The organism is Streptomyces microflavus, from assembly GCF_014650075.1.
GTDB classification, from domain to species: domain Bacteria; phylum Actinomycetota; class Actinomycetes; order Streptomycetales; family Streptomycetaceae; genus Streptomyces; species Streptomyces microflavus.
On sequence record NZ_BMUG01000008.1, the window covers coordinates 335,736 to 351,925 of the forward strand.

Sequence of the window (16,190 nt, forward strand, 5' to 3'; positions counted from 1 at the left end):
CCGAGCCGAAGGGGTGGCGGGCAGGCGGGCCGTCAGAGCAGGCCGGTGACCGTGCCCGCGCCGACCGTGCGGCCGCCCTCGCGGATCGCGAAGCCGAGGCCGGACTCCAGCGGGACGTCACGGCCGAGCTCCACGGTCATCGTGACCGTGTCGCCGGGGCGCGCGACCGCCACCTCGCCGAGGTCGACATCGCCGACGACGTCAGCCGTACGGATGTAGAACTGCGGGCGGTAGCCGGTGGTGACCGGGGTGGACCGGCCGCCCTCCTTCGTCGACAGGACGTACACCTGCGCGGTGAAGCGGCGGCTGGGCACCACGCTGCCGGGCGCGGCCACGACATGGCCGCGGCGGACCCGGTCGCGCTCCACCCCGCGCAGCAGCAGCGCCACGTTGTCCCCGGCCTCGGCGGACTCCATCGGCTTGCCGAAGGTCTCCAGGCCGGTGACGACCGTCTCGATGTCCGCGCCCAGCACCGCGACCCGGTCGCCGACGCGGACGGTGCCGCGCTCGACCGCGCCGGTGACGACGGTGCCCCGGCCGGTGATGGTCAGGACGTTCTCGACGGAGAGCAGGAACGGCGCGTCAGTGTAGCGCACCGGGATCGGTACGTACGTGTCGACGGCGTCCAGCAGCCCTTCGATCGCCGCCGTCCACCGCGGGTCGCCCTCCAGCGCCCTGAGCCCGGAGACCCGGACCACGGGGACGGTGTCACCGCCGTACCCGTGTGCGGAGAGCAGCTCGCGGACCTCCAGCTCGACCAGGTCGGTCAGCTCGGGGTCGCCCGCGTCGGCCTTGTTGAGGGCGACGACGATGTGGTCGACGCCCACTTGACGGGCCAGCAGGACGTGCTCGGCGGTCTGCGGCATGATCCCGTCGAGCGCGGAGACGACGAGGATCGCCCCGTCGAGCTGCGCCGCTCCGGTGACCATGTTCTTGATGTAGTCGGCGTGGCCCGGCATGTCGACGTGGGCGTAGTGGCGGGTGTCGGTCTCGTACTCGACGTGCGCGATGTTGATGGTGATGCCGCGCTGGGCCTCCTCGGGGGCCCGGTCGATCCGGTCGAACGACACGTAGGAGGTACTGCTGCCGCCGCGCTCGCTGAGGACCTTGGTGATGGCGGCGGTGAGGGTGGTCTTGCCGTGGTCGACGTGGCCCATGGTGCCGATGTTGAGGTGCGGCTTGGTGCGCACGTAAGCCGTCTTGGACATGGCTCGTTCCTTTGAGAACTCGAAGCTGAGAAAGAAGAAGACCCCAGGGCCCCGCCGACCCTCCCCTTGCGGGGTCCGCCGGACTGTCGGGGGAGGGTCAGCTTCGGGCGCCGCCGGTGGGCGATGCGGCAGCGGTGAACGCTGCTGCGCAGAGCGCCGCTGCTTCGGCGGTGACGGCTGCTGCCGCGAGGACCGCGTCGTTCACGGCAGCCTTCGGCGCGTCCGCGACTGCGGACTGCGCTGCGAGGAAGGCGTACCGGAACATGCCCCGATCATGGCCGGGCGGGGGCGCCGAGTCGAATGGTTTTCCGTGACTCCCCTGCGCTTCAGAGATTCTTGAGCGCCTCGCGCACGGAGAGCGGCGACAGGCGGTCCCGGGCGCCATCGACGAAGTCGCGTACGGCGGTGGGGTCGGTCTTGGCATACTCCCGCAGCGCCCAGCCGATCGCCTTGCGGATGAAGAAGTCCGGGTGGTCCGCGCGGCGCAGGCAGTAGCCGAAGAGCCGGTCGGCGTCGGTGGCCTCCTTGTAGCGCAGCTGGTGCAGCAGGGCGGTGCGCGCGACCCACAGGTCGTCGTCGTCGATCCACCGGTCCATCTCGCGGGCGAGCGCCGGGTCGGCGGCGACGAGCGGCCCCGCGACATGTGCGGCGAGCAGATCGACCGTGTCCCACCAGGGGACGGTGGTGACGAGGTGGTGCAGGACGGGCAGGAACCCGGAGGAGCAGGAGGACACGTACCGGCGGAGGTAGTCGACGGCGAAGTACGCGTACTCGCGCTCCGGCAGCCGCCAGCAGCGCAGCGCGATCGCCGTGCAGTCCTGCTCGTCCGGCCGCCCGGTGCCCGCCAGCACGGCTTTGGAGAGGGCGCGGCGGCGCGGAGTGGGGATCCCGAGGAACGGGGCGACGTGCTTCATGTACGCGGCGGCGCCCCCGGCCCGGACGGGGTCGGCGGCCGGGGCGTACAGGTCGGTCAGCCGGGCGAGGACGGCGTCGGCGAGCGGGCTGTCCGGGACGGCGGGGGCAGGGGCTGCTGCGGGGTCCACGCGACGCACATTACGGCGATCACACACCGTTTTCGGTTAGTCTCCCCGAATGTTCGACCCCGTCCCCACCGCCCGTCCCACCGGCGGCCTGGCCCTTCGCTGTTCGAAGGCGCTGCTCTCCCCCTGGTCCCGGTTCTCGCTGCTCGTCGCGGTACTGCTGGCCGCCGCGTCGACGATGCTGCTGTTCGAACCACAGCGGCTGCTGGCGTCGGGGTGGCCGGAGCAGCTGACCGGCAGCGGTGCGGCGATGCTGTTCGGGCTCGCGTACGGGGCGCTGACCGTGGCGTTCGTGCCGCGCCCGCTCCTCAACCTCGCCGCGGGGGCGCTCTTCGGTGCGCAGACGGGTCTGGCGGCGGCCCTCGCGGGCACGGTGCTCGGCGCGGGCGTCTCGTTCATGCTGGGCCGGGTACTGGGCCAGGACGCGCTGCGCACCCTGCTGCGCGGCAAGCTGCTGACCGCCGCCGACGGGGTGCTGAGCCGGCACGGCTTCCGCTCGGTGCTGGCGCTGCGGCTCTTCCCCGGGATCCCGTTCGCCGCCGCCAACTACTGTGCGGCGACCTCCCGGATGGGCTACCCGCCCTTCCTCCTGGCCACCGGGCTCGGCTCCATCCCGAACACGGCGGCGTACGTGATAGCCGGCAGCGAGGCCGCCTCGCCGACCTCGCCCCTGTTCCTGGCGGCGATGGGGTTCATCGTGGTGTCCGGTCTCGGCGGCGCGCTGGTGGCCTGGCGCAAGCGCCACCGGCTCGGCCGGGACACGCCGGACGACTGAGGGGGCGACGGCACGTGGATGACCTCTGCGGTCGTCCTGGCGTTCACCTTCAGGCGATACGCTGCCCGCGACCTCGATGTCCTTGATGTCCGCGACCGCACTCCGTACTCCGCACGCCGCACTCTGCCGACGGGCCCAGTCGTCCCTGGCCGATGCACGATCATTTCCGGGATGGCCAAAGCCCCATGAGCTGGTTCGAATCATTCGTCCTGGGACTCGTTCAGGGACTGACCGAGTTCCTGCCGATCTCCTCCAGCGCCCATCTGCGGCTGACCGCCGCGTTCGCCGGCTGGCACGACCCGGGGGCGGCCTTCACCGCCATCAGCCAGATCGGCACGGAAGCGGCGGTGCTGATCTACTTCCGCAAGGACATCGCACGGATCCTGTCGGCGTGGTTCCGCTCGCTGACGGACAAGCAGATGCGTGGCGACCACGACGCCCAGATGGGGTGGCTGGTCATCGTGGGCTCGATCCCCATCGGGGTGCTCGGCATCACGCTCAAGGACCAGATCGAGGGCCCGTTCCGCGATCTGCGGCTGATCGCGACGACGCTCATCGTCATGGGCGTCGTGCTCGGCATCGCCGACCGGCTGGCCGCGCGCGACGAGGTGGGCGGCAAGCACCGTGCGGTGAAGGAACGCAAGACCCTCAAGGACCTCGGCATCCGGGACGGTCTGATCTTCGGCTTCTGCCAGGCGATGGCGCTGATCCCCGGTGTCTCGCGCTCGGGCGCGACGATCAGCGGTGGTCTGCTGATGGGCTACACCCGTGAGTCGGCCGCCCGCTACTCGTTCCTGCTGGCGATCCCCGCCGTGCTCGCCTCGGGCGCCTACGAGCTCAAGGACGTCAACGAGGGCCATGTCTCCTGGGGGCCGACGATCTTCGCGACCGTGGTGGCCTTCTTCGTCGGATATGCCGTGATCGCGTGGTTCATGAAGTTCATCACGACCAAGAGCTTCATGCCGTTCGTCATCTACCGGGTGGCCCTCGGCATCCTCCTCTTCATCCTGATCTCGACCGGTGTGCTGAGCCCGCACGCGGGTGAGTCCGCGGGCTGACACGCCCGATGTGCGCTCCGCCCGGGAGCAGCCGGGCGGAGCGATCCAGCAGCGCAGCAGCCAGCAGCGCGGATAGATGTCACCACCGTAGAGCGGGGGTCTGACAACGCCGCCGCGCCGACGGCTCAGGGGGCCGGGCCCCTCAGCATCGCGCCGACGGCTCAGGGGGCCGGGAGCCCGGTCGCCGCGAGGACCGCGTCCACGGTCTCCGCCACCGTCAGCTCGCCGTTGTCGATCCGGATCGCCTCGCCGGCCAGTTCGGCGCGCATCGCCGTGTCCAGGAACGACCAGTCCGTCGTGAGCGTCTTGTCGCGGGCGAGGTTGCGCTCCCCGGCCTTCGCCGCGCCGGGGGCGAGGACCACGCAGTGCAGCGGTCCGACGGCGATCCGCCTCCGGTAGAAGTCGAGGTGGGCCCGGCGCACGACCACGTCGTCGATGACGGGCAGGAACCCCGCGGCGACGAAGCTGTCCGCCAGCAGGCAGGCGTTGCGGGCCCGCAGGAAGATCTGCCGGTCCGCCTCCTCGTCCCGCTCCGGGGAGGGCCACCGGCCACCGTTGACGATGAGCCCCTGGAGGGCGTCCACCTCGATGTGCGCCGAGGCGGCGAACCGGGCGGCGAGCGCGGCGGCCACCGTGGACTTGCCGCTGCCCGGGATCCCGCTCAGCAGGACGGCTCCCGCCGCCGGTCCGGTGTCCACCGGCACCTCTGTCCAGGTCATCGTCGTCCGCTCCCTCCGCGGGCGGTCGGCTCCGCCCCCGCGAGCGATCGTAGGTCACCGCTCACCGCCGGCGGGTGGCGGGAACTTCCGGGACCGGGCCGCCGACTACTGGAGGACAGTTCAGCGAGCAGGTGCGGCAGCAGGACGGCCCCACGAGGGCCGGGAGGAGGCCGAGAGGCATGCACTGGTACGAGGACGACGCGCTCTGGTCCGATTTCGCCTCGACGATGTTCCCGCCCGCCCGGGCCGAGTCGGCCGCCGCCCTCGTCGCCTCCTCGCCCCTGCTGGACTTCCCACCGGGTTCACGGGTGCTGGACCTGTGCTGCGGACCGGGCCTGTTCGTGGTGCCGCTCGCGGCGCGCGGGTACGCGGTGACGGGCGTCGACCTCTCCCCCTCGATGCTGGAGCGGGCCCGGAACGTCTGCGAAGCGGCGGGGGCCGATGTCCGCCTGGAGCGGGCCGACATGCTCACGTACACGGAGCCCGGCGCCTTCGACGTGGTGCTGAACGTCTTCACCTCGTTCGGCTACTTCGAGGACGCCGAGGACAACCTCCAGGTGCTCCGCAACGCCCACGAGAGCCTCGCGCCGGGCGGGCAGCTCCTGGTGGACGTGATGGGCAAGGAGGTGCTCGCGGGGTGGATCGGGCGGCCGAAGGCGGTGGACCTGCCGGACGGTTCGTACGTCGTCCAGCGCGACACCGTCCTCGACAGCTGGCGGCGGCTGCGCACCGACTGGACGCTGGTGCGCGGCAGTTCGGCCCGTACGGCCTCGATCCACTCCTGGCTCTACTCCGCCGCCGAACTGCACGCCCTCTTCGAGCAGGCGGGCTTCACCGACGTGGAGTGCTTCGGCGGTTTCGACGGGTCGGGCTACGACCAGCACTCCGACCGGCTCATCGTCCGCGGGCGGCGCAAGTGAGGGCCGGGGCGCGGCAGTCCGCCGCCACCGCGACCGTGCACGAGCACATCACCGACGCCGTGAAGAGCCCGGACCTGATCCGGCTGGACGGTGACGTGGTGCTCGCGCGCTTCGAGACGATGAAGGTGTACGCGGCGCTCGGCGCGGTCCGTTCGCTGCTGCGCCGGGGCCGGGTGGTGCCCGGTCAGACGCTGGTCGACAGCTCCAGCGGCATCTATGCGGTGGCACTGGCCATGGCCTGTCACCGCTACGGGTTGCGCTGCCACATCGTGGCGTCCACCACCGTCGACGCGACCATGCTCGCCCAGTTGGAGATCCTCGGCGCGACCGTGGACAGGATGCCGCCGTCGCAGAGCCTGCGCCTGGACCAGGAGCTGCGGGTACGCCATGTGCGCCGGCTCCTCGCGGAGCGGCCGGACTTCCACTGGATGCGGCAGTACCACGACGCCGTCCACCACGAGGGGTACCGGGAGTTCGCCGACCTGCTCACCGCGTCCCTGCCCGAGGGCCCGCTGACCGTGGTGGGCGCGGTCGGCACGGGTGCGTCGACCGGTGGACTGGCCCGCGCGCTGCGGGAGTCGGGGCGGGCGGTGCGGCTGGTGGGGATCCAGCCGTTCGGCAGCGTCACCTTCGGCAGCGAGCAGTTCAGCGACCCGGAGGCCATCATCGCGGGCATCGGCAGCTCCATCCCGTTCGGGAACGTCCACCACGAGCTGTACGACACCGTGCACTGGCTGGACTTCCGCCATGCGATGGCCGGTGCGGTCGGACTGCTGCGCCGGCACGCGGTGTTCGCCGGCCTCTCCACCGGGGCGGCCCACCTGGCGGCCTCCTGGGAGGCCGAGCGCAACCCGGGCCGGCTCCATCTGGTGCTGGGCGCCGACACCGGACACCGTTACGCCGAGCGGGTGTTCACCCGCCACACCGAAGCGCTGGACCCGGCCGGACTGCGGCCCCGGCCGATCGCTTCGCTGGAGGCCCTGCGGCCGCCGTGGTCGGTGATGGAGTGGGGGCGGCGCGCCGCCCCCGAGGCCGCCCGCCTGCCCGAACAGGGCTCCCCCGCCCCCGTACCGACCGTGGAGATGCTGCCATGACGATCGCCGCCCTGGAGTCCCTGTCCTTCGGGCTCGGCAGGATGGCCGAGGCCGCCGCGTCCACCGGGCACCGGCTGTGCCTGCTGACCGGCGACCGCTCGGTGTACCGGCACGAGCTGGCCACCCTGCCGGCCGGTGCGCTGGACGTCGTGGATGTCGACACCGACGACCCGGAGGCGGTCCGCCGGGCGCTGGCCGCCGTCCCCGCACTGGCTGGGCTGATCAACACGACGGACACCTGGAGCGTGCCCGCCGCGGAGCTGGCCGCCGAACTGGGGCTTCCGGGCCCGGACCCGGCGGCCGTCCGGCTGCTGCGGGACAAGCGCCGGGTCCGGGAGGCGCTGTACGCGCAGGGGCTGAGCCGGTCGGCCGCCGTGGCCGTACCGCCCGGGCCGGAAGGAGCGGACGCCGTCCTGCGTACGGTCGGACTCCCCGCCGTACTGAAGGACTCGGCGGGCACCTCCTCGCGCGGGGTGTGGATCGTGCACGACGAGGAGGCGCTGCACCACGCCCTGGCGGAGGCCGCCCGACAGCCGCTGAAGGGGGCGCTGTTCGCGGAGACCTTCCTCGCCGGTCCGCTGTACAGCGCGGAGACGCTGAGCTGGGAGGGGACCACCCGGCTGCTGGGGGTGCTGAGCCGTCAGACCTCCCGGGCGGCGGTGGTACGGGAGGAGGTCGCGGCGTTCCCGGTGGCGCTGCCGGACGGGGAGCGGGCCGCGATCGAGGCGTGGGTGGGGCGGGTCCTCGAAGTGGCCGGGCACCGCGGGGGGTTCGCCCATGTGGAGTTCATCCTGACCGCCGGGGGGCCGGAGCTGGTGGAGATCAACCGGCGGATCGGGGGCGCGCTGGTCGGGGAGGTGCTCTGCCGGACGCTGGGCACCAATGTGTACACGGCGATGATGGACGAGGCGCTCGGCCGCCGCCCCGCGCTGCTGGACGCCCCGCTCGACGGGCAGGGGCCCGCGTACGGCTTCGTCCTCGTCTACGCCGACCGCCCCGGGGTCCTGAAGGGCTGGCACGGCCTCGGCGAACTGGCCGCCTTTCCCGGGTCCGTGGAGTGGTACCCCGTCCGCGAACCCGGCGAGACCCTGGCCCATGTGGGCGACCAGCGGGGGTGCACGGGCATGGTGCTGGCCGAGGCGCCGACGGCGGAGCTGGCCCAGCACCGGGCGTGGAGTGCGGCGGTCCGGGTGCGCCCGGTGATCGCGGACACGCCGTGAGGGCGGGGTGAGCGCCGAACCGGCTTCGAAGCGGCGGCGGTTCACCGGTCCCCAGGGCTTCCTGCTGGCGGGCTCGTTCCTGATCACGCTGGGCAGCTTCGCCGTGCTGCCGTACATGTCGGTCCTGCTCCACCAGCGGCTCGGCCTCGGACTCGGCACGGTCGGCTTCGTCCTGGCGGTGGCCTCGCTGATCCAGTTCGCCGGGGGCGTGGTCGCGGGCCCGGTCGCCGCGCGGATCGGGCTGCGGCGGTCGATGCTGCTGGCGCTGGCGCTGCGGACGGCCGGCTTCGGCGCGTTCGTACCGGGGCTGACCAGTCCCGTACTGGCGATCGGCGCGCTGCTGCTGGTGTCGGCGGGTGCGGCGCTCTACCTCCCGGCCAACAAGGCCTATCTGGTGGACGGTTCGCCCGACCACGACCGGCCGCGGCTGCTGTCGGCGAGCAGTTCGGCGTTCAACGCGGGGATGGCGCTCGGTCCCCCGGCGGCCGCCCCGCTCGTACTGGGCTCCCCCGGCGTGCTCTTCACGTGTGTCGCCGGGCTGTTCGCGCTGGTCGGGGTGGGGCACGCGTTCCTGCCGCGCGACGGAGCGCGTCCGGTGACGGTCCCGGACCGGCCGCCGGGCGCCGATGGACCACGGTCGGGTCTCTCGCCGTTCCTGGTGACGGTGGTGAGCGTCTACGCGTTCATGTTCTTCCAGCACTACCTGGCGCTGTACGCGGTCCCCCGGACATCGGCGGGCTTCTACGGGGTGGTCCTGATGGGGTACGCGGCCCTCCTCGTCGTCGCCCAGCCGCTGCTGGCGGAGTGGATCGCCGCCCTGGGCTATCCGGCGGCGCTGCGGTGGGGGTTCGGGGCCATGGCGGCGGGCATGGCGGCGATCGCCGGGGGCGGGCACGTGGGTATCGCGGTGGGCGGGGCGCTGCTCTGTCTGGGCGAGATCGTGCTCTTCCTGAAGAACGACCTGGAGGCGCTGGCCCGTTCATCCGCGCCTCCGGCCACCGTGTTCGGCCGCCAGCGGCTCGCGGCGGGTATCGGCGCGTTCGCCAGTGGAGTGGTGGGCGGCCAGCTGTACGCGGCGGCGGAGTCGGCCGGTTCGGCGCGGGCGTTCTGGGTGGCCGTCTGCCTCCAGTGCCTGCTGCTGCCGGTGCTGCTGATGCGCCGGCGTAGCGCCCGGGGCCGGTCGGAGCCCCGGGCGGAGACGCCCGCCGGCCTAGGCGGTGGCTGAACCGGCGGTCGCCGTCACCCGGCCCCCCGGTTCCGTACGCCACTGCCCGGCCAGCTCCCGGCGGGCGCGCGCCACGCGGGAGCGCACCGTGCCGACGGGGCATCCCGCCGCGTCCGCCGCCTCGTCGTAGGAGAGCCCCAGCACCTGGGTCAGGACGAAGGCCTGACGGCGTGCCGGGTCCAGGCGGTGCAGGGCGTCGAAGACGGCGACCGACTCGTCGAAGCCGGGGAGGTGGCGCGGCTGGGCCCGTTCCGCGGCGCCCTGCCAGTCGGCGGTGTCGGCGGCCCGGGGGCGTACGGCGGCCGTGCGGTGGCGGTCGATGACGACGCGCCGGGCGATGGAGAGCAGCCAGGTGCGGGCGCAGGAACGTCCGGCGAAGCGGGCCAGTCCGCTCATCGCCCGCAGGTAGGTCTCCTGGGCGAGGTCGTCGGCGCCGGGGACGTCGGCGCTGAGGTAGGCGACGAACCTGCGGACGTCCTCGTAGGTCGCGCGGACGAAGCGGTCGGCGGCCTCCCGGTCGCCGCCGCCGGCGGCAAGGGCCCAGTCGGTGATCTGTACGTCGTTCTGGCGGGTGGCGTACACCCGGGTCGGCGGGGTGACCGGCGGGCGGGCGGGGAGTGAGGGGGTGGCAGTAAGGGTCACAGCAGTCCTTCGCGTCCTGGCGGAGCCGTGGTGCGGTCGGCGCCCGGCTCCGCGTGGCCGGCCGCTCGGACGGCCTGGGGCGGTCCGGCGGCAGCGGCATGCCTGTTACGGGTGTGGGCGCGAGCGCACACCCGTACCGCCACCGGGTCACACGGAACCGGGTGGGCGGCTGGAGGTCACAGGGAGAGGACGGGAAGCGGTGGACCGCGCCGGGAGATGGCGTGCAGGGCCAGGAGGTCCTGGGGGCGGCGGCCCGGCCTGCGGCGGGTGCGCCGCCGGACGGGTCGGCCCGCGGTGGGCGGGGTCGCCGACCAGAGGCGCCAGGCCGTCCGCAGCGGGGCCCGTACGAAGAGGGCCAGGGAGCGGCCAAGCCGGGCGAGGGCCACCTCGCCGCGCCACAGCCACCAGCCGCAGACCAGTCCGGCGACGGCGTGGGAGGCGGCCATCCCCGTGGTGAACACCGAGGCGTCGAAGGCCGCCAGCAGTTCCATCCGGTGCGGGGCGTCCCCGGCCGGGGACACGTGGGCGGCGTGGGGCATCACCCCGTGCGCGTGTGGGGCGCCCGCCTTGCCGGCGGCGGTGAAGCAGGCGTGCAGCCCCAACTGGCCCAGGACATGGGCCGAGACGGTGACGGGGGCGTTCTGGGCGCGTCCCGCGAGCCACCAGCCGGCGCCGGCGGCCGGCGGAAGGGCGGCGAGCAGGGGCAGCAGGGGCAGGGGCCTGTCGGACATCAGGGCGTGGCCGAGCCCGGACACGGCGACGCACACGACCGCGAACAGCGCGGTGCGGGCGAGGCGGAGTGCGGTTCCGGCTCCCATGGCGGCCATCGTGCCAGCCGCACCCACCTCGCGGAGAAGACCAGCAGATGCGGAAACAACGGGAGTTCACCCCGTTTGCCCCAGGCGTCACAGGTGTGATTCATGTCACACGACGTCCGGTGGAACTTTCCCCTCTCCCCCGCCGACTGCTCCAACAACGCGCCTGCACACGCCTCGTGGCCCGGGGCCGACGCATCCGCCCCGCCAGCCGACGTCCCCGAAGAGGCCGCATGACGAACCCGCCCCCCGCACCCGAACCGGCAGCGGCCGCCGAAGTCCCCACCGATTCCGCCGAGTTCGCATCGGCGGACAGCCGGCTCCCCGGCCCCCGGCAGCCCCGTCCTGACCGGCGCGTCACCCTCCGCTCCGATCTGCGCGCCTCCTGGCCCGACGGTCTCGTGGCACTCCTGGTGACGGCGGCGGTCTTCGTCCTGCTCTACATACGCATCCGCAACAAGACCTCCTCCACGGTCTCCGTGATGCCGTTCATGGCCGACGCGGGCGGCTTCTGGATGTACTTCCTCAGCCAGGCGTTCGGCTGGTCCGCGCTGCTCTGGGCCTGGGGAACGGTGATCCTCGGGCTCCTGCTGTCCGGACCGCGCCCGGGGCGCCTGCCCCTCTCGGCCCCCCGCCTGGAGCGCCTCCACCGCACCACGAGCCTCAACACCATCGCGCTGATCACGGCCCACGCGCTGCTCTTCGGCGCCGAACTGGTCCGCCACTCCACGGCGTCCTGGAACTCCGCGCTGACCACCGCCTTCATCGAGACGTTCGTCCCGGGCGGCTACGACTCGGGGACCGGGCAGATCGCCATCCCGGTCGGCCAGGCGGCCCTGTACCTCGCGATCCCGCTCGGCCTGCTCTTCTACGTACGCCACCGCATCGGCCCGAAGACCTGGCGCGTCCTGCACCGCTTCGTGATCGTGGTCTACGTGCTGAGCGTCTGGCACACCCTGCTGTACGGGACGAACGTCTGGTACGACGGCTGGTTCCGCACCAGCGTCTGGCTGCTCCAGCTGCCGATCGCCGCTCTGCTCCTCCTGCGCCTGCTGCGCCCGGCGCGCCGCTCCGAGAAGCTGCCCCTCTCGCCCGGTGCCACCGCCTCCCGGACGGGCTGGGCGCTGCGCCTGGGCGGCCGGCTCGCGGTGGTGGGGGTCATGGTGGCGCTGGTCGTGGTGGTGGTCAGCGGCAACGACGGCGGGCGGACCGTACCGCCGGACGACACCGCCTCCACCCACAACCACGACTGACCGGCAGCCGCACCCGGCGACGTACGCTCGGGTCCATGACCAACAACGATCTTCCCGTGATCGCCGCCGTCGACGGTTCCACCCACAGCCGGCAGGCGCTGGACTGGGCCGTGCGGGAGGCCGCGCGGCGCCGACTGCCGCTGGTGATCGTCCACGTCAGGCCGCTCACCCGGACCGTCGACGAGGAGACCCAGCTGCGCGAGGCGGACGAGCTCCTCGCCGAGGCCGTACGCCGGAGCGAACTGATCGCTCCGCAGGTGCGGCCCTCGACGCTGGCCCCGCTGGACTTCCCGGCGGCCGCCCTGGTCTCGCTCGGCCGTGACGCGTCGATGGTCGTGGTCGGCTCGCGGGGGCTCGGCGGCTTCCGGTCGCTGATCATCGGCTCCAACAGCCTGGCCACCGCGTCGATGGCGAGCTGCCCGGTCGTCATCGTGCAGGACGGCCGCCCGGACGAGGACGACCGGTCCGAGGACGAGGAGGCCTTCTCCGACATCGTCGCGGGGGTGGCGGCCGACGAGAGCAGCGAGGCGGTCCTGGAGTTCGCCTTCGCCACCGCGGCCACCCGGCCCGGGGCGCGGCTGCGGATCGTCCACGGCTGGACGATGTTCTCCTCCATGCTCGCGGGCGGACCGGTCTTCGACCGGGAGAGTGCGGCGGACTCGGCCCGGCGGGGTCTGGCGGAGCTGACCTCGGGGTGGCAGGAGCGGTACCCGCAGGTGGAGGTCGTACGGGAGCCGGTCAACGGTTCCGCTTCGCGCACCCTGGTGACGGCGTCCGCCACGGCGGCCCTGACGGTGATCGGCCGCCGCAGGGGCGGGGAGTCGCTCGGTCTGGGCCTCTCCCCGGTGGCGCAGACGACGGTCACGCACGCGCTGGGTCCGGTCGCCGTCGTGCCCTGCTGACGGGCCGGCTGTCGGGCCCTGCCGACCGGCCGCCCCGTCCATTTCCCGGCGGTGCGGGCCCCTTGGCGTGGCGGGCGGCCTGACCGAGACTTGACCGATGACACAGCGTGTGGCACTCGCGACCGTGATGGACCGGCTCGCCATCGATGACGTGATCACCGGATACGCCGTGACCGTGGACGACGGCGACTGGCCCGCGTACGAAGCCCTGTTCACCCCGGACGGCCGCGCGGACTACACGGGGGCGGGCGGGGTGGAGGGCCCGGCGGGCGAGATCGCGCGGTGGCTCACCGGGACGATGCGCCTCTTCCCGATCCGCCAGCACCTGATCGTCAACCGCCGGATCGACCTCCAGGACCTGGGCGGCTACCCGGGCGACCGGGCACAGGTGCGGGCCGACTACCTCAACCCGATGCGCCTGGCGCGGGAGGGCGAGACCTCTCCGGCCGGTGACACCGCGCCCGACTTCGTATCCGGCGGGCGGTACACCTTCGAGCTGCACCGTACGGAACCGGGCTGGCGGATCCGGAGCGTCACCGTCCACGAGAAGTGGCGCCGCACCCCCGGCACGGCCTGAACCGCCCTCGCACGGCCCGAACCGATTCCGGCACGGCGTGAGCTGTTCCCGGCACGGGCTGAACCGTTCCCGGCGGTTGGGATCCCCGCGCGGCCACGCTCCCTCGGCCAGAGGCCCCGGCCGCGTCCTGTGTCCGGCGGGGATCACCGCCCCCACACTGGGTACACAGAGCTGACCCGGCAGATCACGCGGCAGGTGACGCGGCTGCCCACCCGGCGCGGGACGAGGAGGGCACGGCATGCGGATGCGGAGCGGAGGGGTTCCGGCGTCCGGCTGGGTCCGCGGGGCCGCGGCGCTCCTCGCCGGGGCGCTGCCCGCGCTCGCGTTCCCCGCGCCCTCCCTCTGGTGGCTCGGCTATGTCGCGCTCGTCCCCTGGCTGCTGCTGATCCGCTCGGCGGGCACCACGCGCCGGGCTGCGCTGGACGGCTGGATCGGCGGAATCGGCTTCATCGTCGCCGTCCACCACTGGCTGGTGCCGAGCCTCCACGTCTTCATCGTGCTGCTGGCCGCGCTGGTCGGTCTGCTGTGGGCCCCGTGGGGCGTGCTGGTCCAACGGCTGCTCGGTGGCGCGCCCTCCGCGCTGCGGGCCGCCGCCGCGGTGGTGGCGGTGCCCTCGGGGTGGCTGGTGATCGAGCTGGTCCGCTCCTGGGAGGGGCTCGGCGGGCCCTGGGGGCTCCTCGGCGCGAGCCAGTGGGAGGTCGCCCCCGCACTCCGCGTGGCGTCGGTGGGCGGGGTGTGGCTGGTGAGCCTGCTGGTGGTGGCGGTCAACACCGCTCTCGTCCTGCTGACGACCGCGCGCACCCCGGCCCGGACGACCGGCGGGGTGCTGCTGGTCGTGTGCGCCCTGGCGGTGGGCGGGGTGTGGGCCTGGGCGCCGCAGCCGGTCACCACGGGGACGGCCAGGATCGCCGTCGTACAGCCGGGTGTCGTCGCCGGGCCCGGCAGCGTCGAGCGGCGCCTGGCCCGGGGCGAGGAGCTGACCCGTACGGTGGCGGGCCGGGACGTCGACCTCGTGGTGTGGGGCGAGAGCAGCATCGGGGCGGGTGCCTGGCGGGACCCGGGGACCTCTCGGCGGCTCGCGGCGCTCTCCCGGGAGACCGGGGCCGACCTGCTGGTCAATGTGGACGCCCGGCAGACGGACGGATCGGGCCGGAGCGGAATCTTCAAGTCGGCGGTGCTCGTGGGTCCTGACGGGCCGACCGGGGACCGGTACGACAAGATGCGCCTGGTGCCGTTCGGTGAGTACATCCCGGCGCGCTCCCTGCTCGGCTGGGCGACCTCCGTCGGCAAGGCGGCGGGCGAGGACCGGCTGCGCGGCGACCGGCAGGTGGTGATGACCCTGCCGGAGAGCGACCGACGGCTGCGGATCGGTCCGCTGGTCTGCTTCGAGTCGGCGTTCCCCGACATGAGCAGGCGGCTGACCCGGGACGGCGCCCAGGTCCTCGTCGCGCAGTCCGCCACCTCCACCTTCCAGGAGAGCTGGGCCCCGGCCCAGCACGCGTCGCTGGGGGCGCTGCGGGCCGCCGAGAACGGCCGTCCCGCGGTGCACGCGACGCTCACCGGGATCAGTGCCGTGTACGGGCCGCGCGGGGAGCAGGTCGGTGAGCCGCTCGGTACGGAGGAGAGCGCGGCGGCCGTGTACGACGTACCGCTGGCGCACGGCACCACGCTGTACGGCCGCTTCGGCGACTGGGCGGTCTACGCGGCCCTCGCCGCGCTGGCCGCGCTGTGCGCCGCCGAAGGGCTGCGGGCGCTCAGGAGGAGGCCTGCTCCAGGGACTCCCGGACGATCCGCTCGCACAGCTCATGGGTCGCCAGAGCGTCCTGAGCACTGAGCACCGTGCCCGCGCGGACCGCGTCCAGGAAGGCGTGGACGCACGCCTCGATGCCGCGCTGGCGGGCCACCGGCACCCAGTCGCCGCGTCGGCGGACGCTGGGCTGGCCCTTGTGGTCGACGATGTCGGCGAGGTTGAGGACCTGGCGCTTGGTGTCCCGCCCCGAGACCTCCAGGATCTCCTCGGTCGAGCCGTTCAGCCGGTTCATCATCCCGATCGCGGTGAAGCCGTCGCCGGAGAGCTGGAGCACCACGTGGTGCATCAGGCCGTCCACGATCCGGGCCCGCACGGTGGTGTGGTCGACGGGTCCGGGGGCCAGGAAGCGCAGGGTGTCAACGACATGGATGAAGTCGTCGAGCACCAGGGTGCGGGGGTCCTCGGGCAGCCCGACCCGGTTCTTCTGCATCAGGATCAGCTCGCGCGGGTGCTCGGCGCACTGGGCGTAGCTCGGGGCGAAGCGGCGGTTGAAGCCGACGGCGAGGCTGACGCCGCGCTCCTGGGCGAGGTTGACCAGCCGCTCGGACTCGGCGTACTCGTAGGCGATCGGCTTGTCGACATAGGTGGCGACCCCGGCTTCGAGAAGCCGTTCCACGATCTCGGGGTGGACGGCGGTCGGGGCGTGCACGAAGGCCGCGTCGAGCCCTTCGGCGAGCAGCGAGTCCAGGGTCGTGTGGCGGGCGCCGGCCGGGATGCGGTGGGTGTCGCCCACCGCGTCGAGCGTGGCGGGGGTGCGGGTCTGGAGGTGCAGCTCGACCCCCGGGACGGCACTCAGCACCGGCAGATACGCCTTCTGCGCGATGTCGCCGAGCCCGATGCAACCGACCTTCACAGGGGTCTCCCTATCGCCGTGCCGTGCTGATGTTCCGGTCCCGGCAGCATACGGGCCGCTGCCTGCCCGCCCTCGGCCG

17 protein-coding genes are annotated in these 16,190 nt (G+C 73.3%); 10 read left to right on the forward strand and 7 right to left on the reverse strand.

Annotated features, from left to right (window positions below):
- Nucleotides 1-32: 32 nt before the first annotated feature.
- The 3 genes from tuf to IE264_RS24340 form a co-directional block, all read right to left on the reverse strand.
- Nucleotides 33-1,208 (reverse strand): elongation factor Tu, encoded by a 1,176-nt coding sequence (gene tuf, locus IE264_RS24330; RefSeq protein WP_015607213.1) that lies wholly within the window; start codon nucleotides 1,206-1,208, stop codon nucleotides 33-35.
- Nucleotides 1,209-1,305: 97 nt separating this feature from the next.
- A complete protein-coding gene (locus IE264_RS24335; protein WP_164711271.1) occupies nucleotides 1,306-1,473 on the reverse strand; it encodes a hypothetical protein in 168 nt (55 codons plus the stop codon).
- 61 nt (nucleotides 1,474-1,534) lie between these two features.
- Entirely contained in the window at nucleotides 1,535-2,251 is a 717-nt protein-coding gene (locus IE264_RS24340) for a DNA alkylation repair protein (protein WP_032755271.1), read from the reverse strand.
- Nucleotides 2,252-2,300: 49 nt separating this feature from the next.
- Here IE264_RS24340 and IE264_RS24345 point away from each other — a divergent pair, with 49 nt between their 5' ends.
- Together IE264_RS24345 and IE264_RS24350 are read left to right on the forward strand one after the other, a co-directional pair.
- Nucleotides 2,301-3,023 carry a TVP38/TMEM64 family protein gene (locus IE264_RS24345; protein ID WP_032755269.1) on the forward strand — a complete coding sequence of 241 codons (723 nt, stop codon included), beginning with the start codon at nucleotides 2,301-2,303 and terminating at the stop codon, nucleotides 3,021-3,023.
- A 185-nt stretch (nucleotides 3,024-3,208) separates the two neighbouring features.
- Complete coding sequence (locus IE264_RS24350) at nucleotides 3,209-4,081, forward strand: undecaprenyl-diphosphate phosphatase (protein WP_015607216.1); 873 nt, start codon at nucleotides 3,209-3,211, stop codon at nucleotides 4,079-4,081.
- Between the two features lie 161 nt (nucleotides 4,082-4,242).
- On the opposite strand, the gene IE264_RS24355 is transcribed toward IE264_RS24350, so the two are convergent.
- Nucleotides 4,243-4,800: an AAA family ATPase gene (locus tag IE264_RS24355; protein WP_015607217.1), complete on the reverse strand. Its 558-nt coding sequence runs from the start codon at nucleotides 4,798-4,800 to the stop codon at nucleotides 4,243-4,245.
- A gap of 179 nt (nucleotides 4,801-4,979) precedes the next feature.
- Here IE264_RS24355 and IE264_RS24360 point away from each other — a divergent pair, with 179 nt between their 5' ends.
- Genes IE264_RS24360 through IE264_RS24375 form a run of 4 tightly spaced genes read left to right on the forward strand, consistent with a single transcriptional unit; the run spans nucleotide 4,980 to nucleotide 9,259 of the window.
- A complete protein-coding gene (locus tag IE264_RS24360) occupies nucleotides 4,980-5,720 on the forward strand; it encodes a class I SAM-dependent methyltransferase (protein WP_032755267.1) in 741 nt (246 codons plus the stop codon).
- The gene (locus IE264_RS24365) at nucleotides 5,717-6,814 is read left to right on the forward strand and encodes a pyridoxal-phosphate dependent enzyme (RefSeq protein ID WP_032755266.1); all 1,098 of its coding nucleotides are present in this window, start codon (nucleotides 5,717-5,719) and stop codon (nucleotides 6,812-6,814) included. Before IE264_RS24360 ends, IE264_RS24365 begins: the two co-directional genes overlap by 4 nt.
- A complete protein-coding gene (locus tag IE264_RS24370; RefSeq protein ID WP_032755264.1) occupies nucleotides 6,811-8,034 on the forward strand; it encodes an ATP-grasp domain-containing protein in 1,224 nt (407 codons plus the stop codon). The genes IE264_RS24365 and IE264_RS24370 overlap by 4 nt, the downstream gene beginning before the upstream one ends.
- A gap of 7 nt (nucleotides 8,035-8,041) precedes the next feature.
- A complete protein-coding gene (locus IE264_RS24375; protein WP_032755261.1) occupies nucleotides 8,042-9,259 on the forward strand; it encodes an MFS transporter in 1,218 nt (405 codons plus the stop codon).
- Here IE264_RS24375 and IE264_RS24380 read toward each other — a convergent pair.
- Both IE264_RS24380 and IE264_RS24385 read right to left on the reverse strand, forming a co-directional pair.
- Complete coding sequence (locus tag IE264_RS24380) at nucleotides 9,245-9,901, reverse strand: sigma-70 family RNA polymerase sigma factor (RefSeq protein WP_373301935.1); 657 nt, start codon at nucleotides 9,899-9,901, stop codon at nucleotides 9,245-9,247. The two genes, IE264_RS24375 and IE264_RS24380, sit on opposite strands and share 15 nt — an antisense overlap.
- 176 nt (nucleotides 9,902-10,077) lie before the next feature.
- The gene (locus IE264_RS24385) at nucleotides 10,078-10,728 is read right to left on the reverse strand and encodes a hypothetical protein (protein WP_190167692.1); all 651 of its coding nucleotides are present in this window, start codon (nucleotides 10,726-10,728) and stop codon (nucleotides 10,078-10,080) included.
- A 221-nt stretch (nucleotides 10,729-10,949) separates the two neighbouring features.
- Here IE264_RS24385 and IE264_RS24390 point away from each other — a divergent pair, with 221 nt between their 5' ends.
- The 4 genes from IE264_RS24390 (at nucleotide 10,950) to lnt (ending at nucleotide 15,282) form a co-directional block, all read left to right on the forward strand.
- The gene (locus IE264_RS24390; RefSeq protein ID WP_032755258.1) at nucleotides 10,950-11,969 is read left to right on the forward strand and encodes a ferric reductase-like transmembrane domain-containing protein; all 1,020 of its coding nucleotides are present in this window, start codon (nucleotides 10,950-10,952) and stop codon (nucleotides 11,967-11,969) included.
- A 35-nt stretch (nucleotides 11,970-12,004) separates the two neighbouring features.
- A complete protein-coding gene (locus IE264_RS24395; protein WP_015607225.1) occupies nucleotides 12,005-12,871 on the forward strand; it encodes a universal stress protein in 867 nt (288 codons plus the stop codon).
- A 97-nt stretch (nucleotides 12,872-12,968) separates the two neighbouring features.
- On the forward strand, nucleotides 12,969-13,448 hold the full coding sequence (locus tag IE264_RS24400; RefSeq protein ID WP_015607226.1) for a nuclear transport factor 2 family protein: 480 nt from the start codon (nucleotides 12,969-12,971) through the stop codon (nucleotides 13,446-13,448).
- Nucleotides 13,449-13,686: 238 nt separating this feature from the next.
- Complete coding sequence (lnt, locus tag IE264_RS24405; RefSeq protein WP_032755256.1) at nucleotides 13,687-15,282, forward strand: apolipoprotein N-acyltransferase; 1,596 nt, start codon at nucleotides 13,687-13,689, stop codon at nucleotides 15,280-15,282.
- Here lnt and IE264_RS24410 read toward each other — a convergent pair.
- Nucleotides 15,203-16,111, reverse strand: a complete 909-nt coding sequence (locus IE264_RS24410; protein WP_032755255.1) for a Gfo/Idh/MocA family protein — start codon at nucleotides 16,109-16,111, stop codon at nucleotides 15,203-15,205. The genes lnt and IE264_RS24410 overlap by 80 nt on opposite strands.
- Between the last annotated feature and the right edge of the window lie 79 nt (nucleotides 16,112-16,190).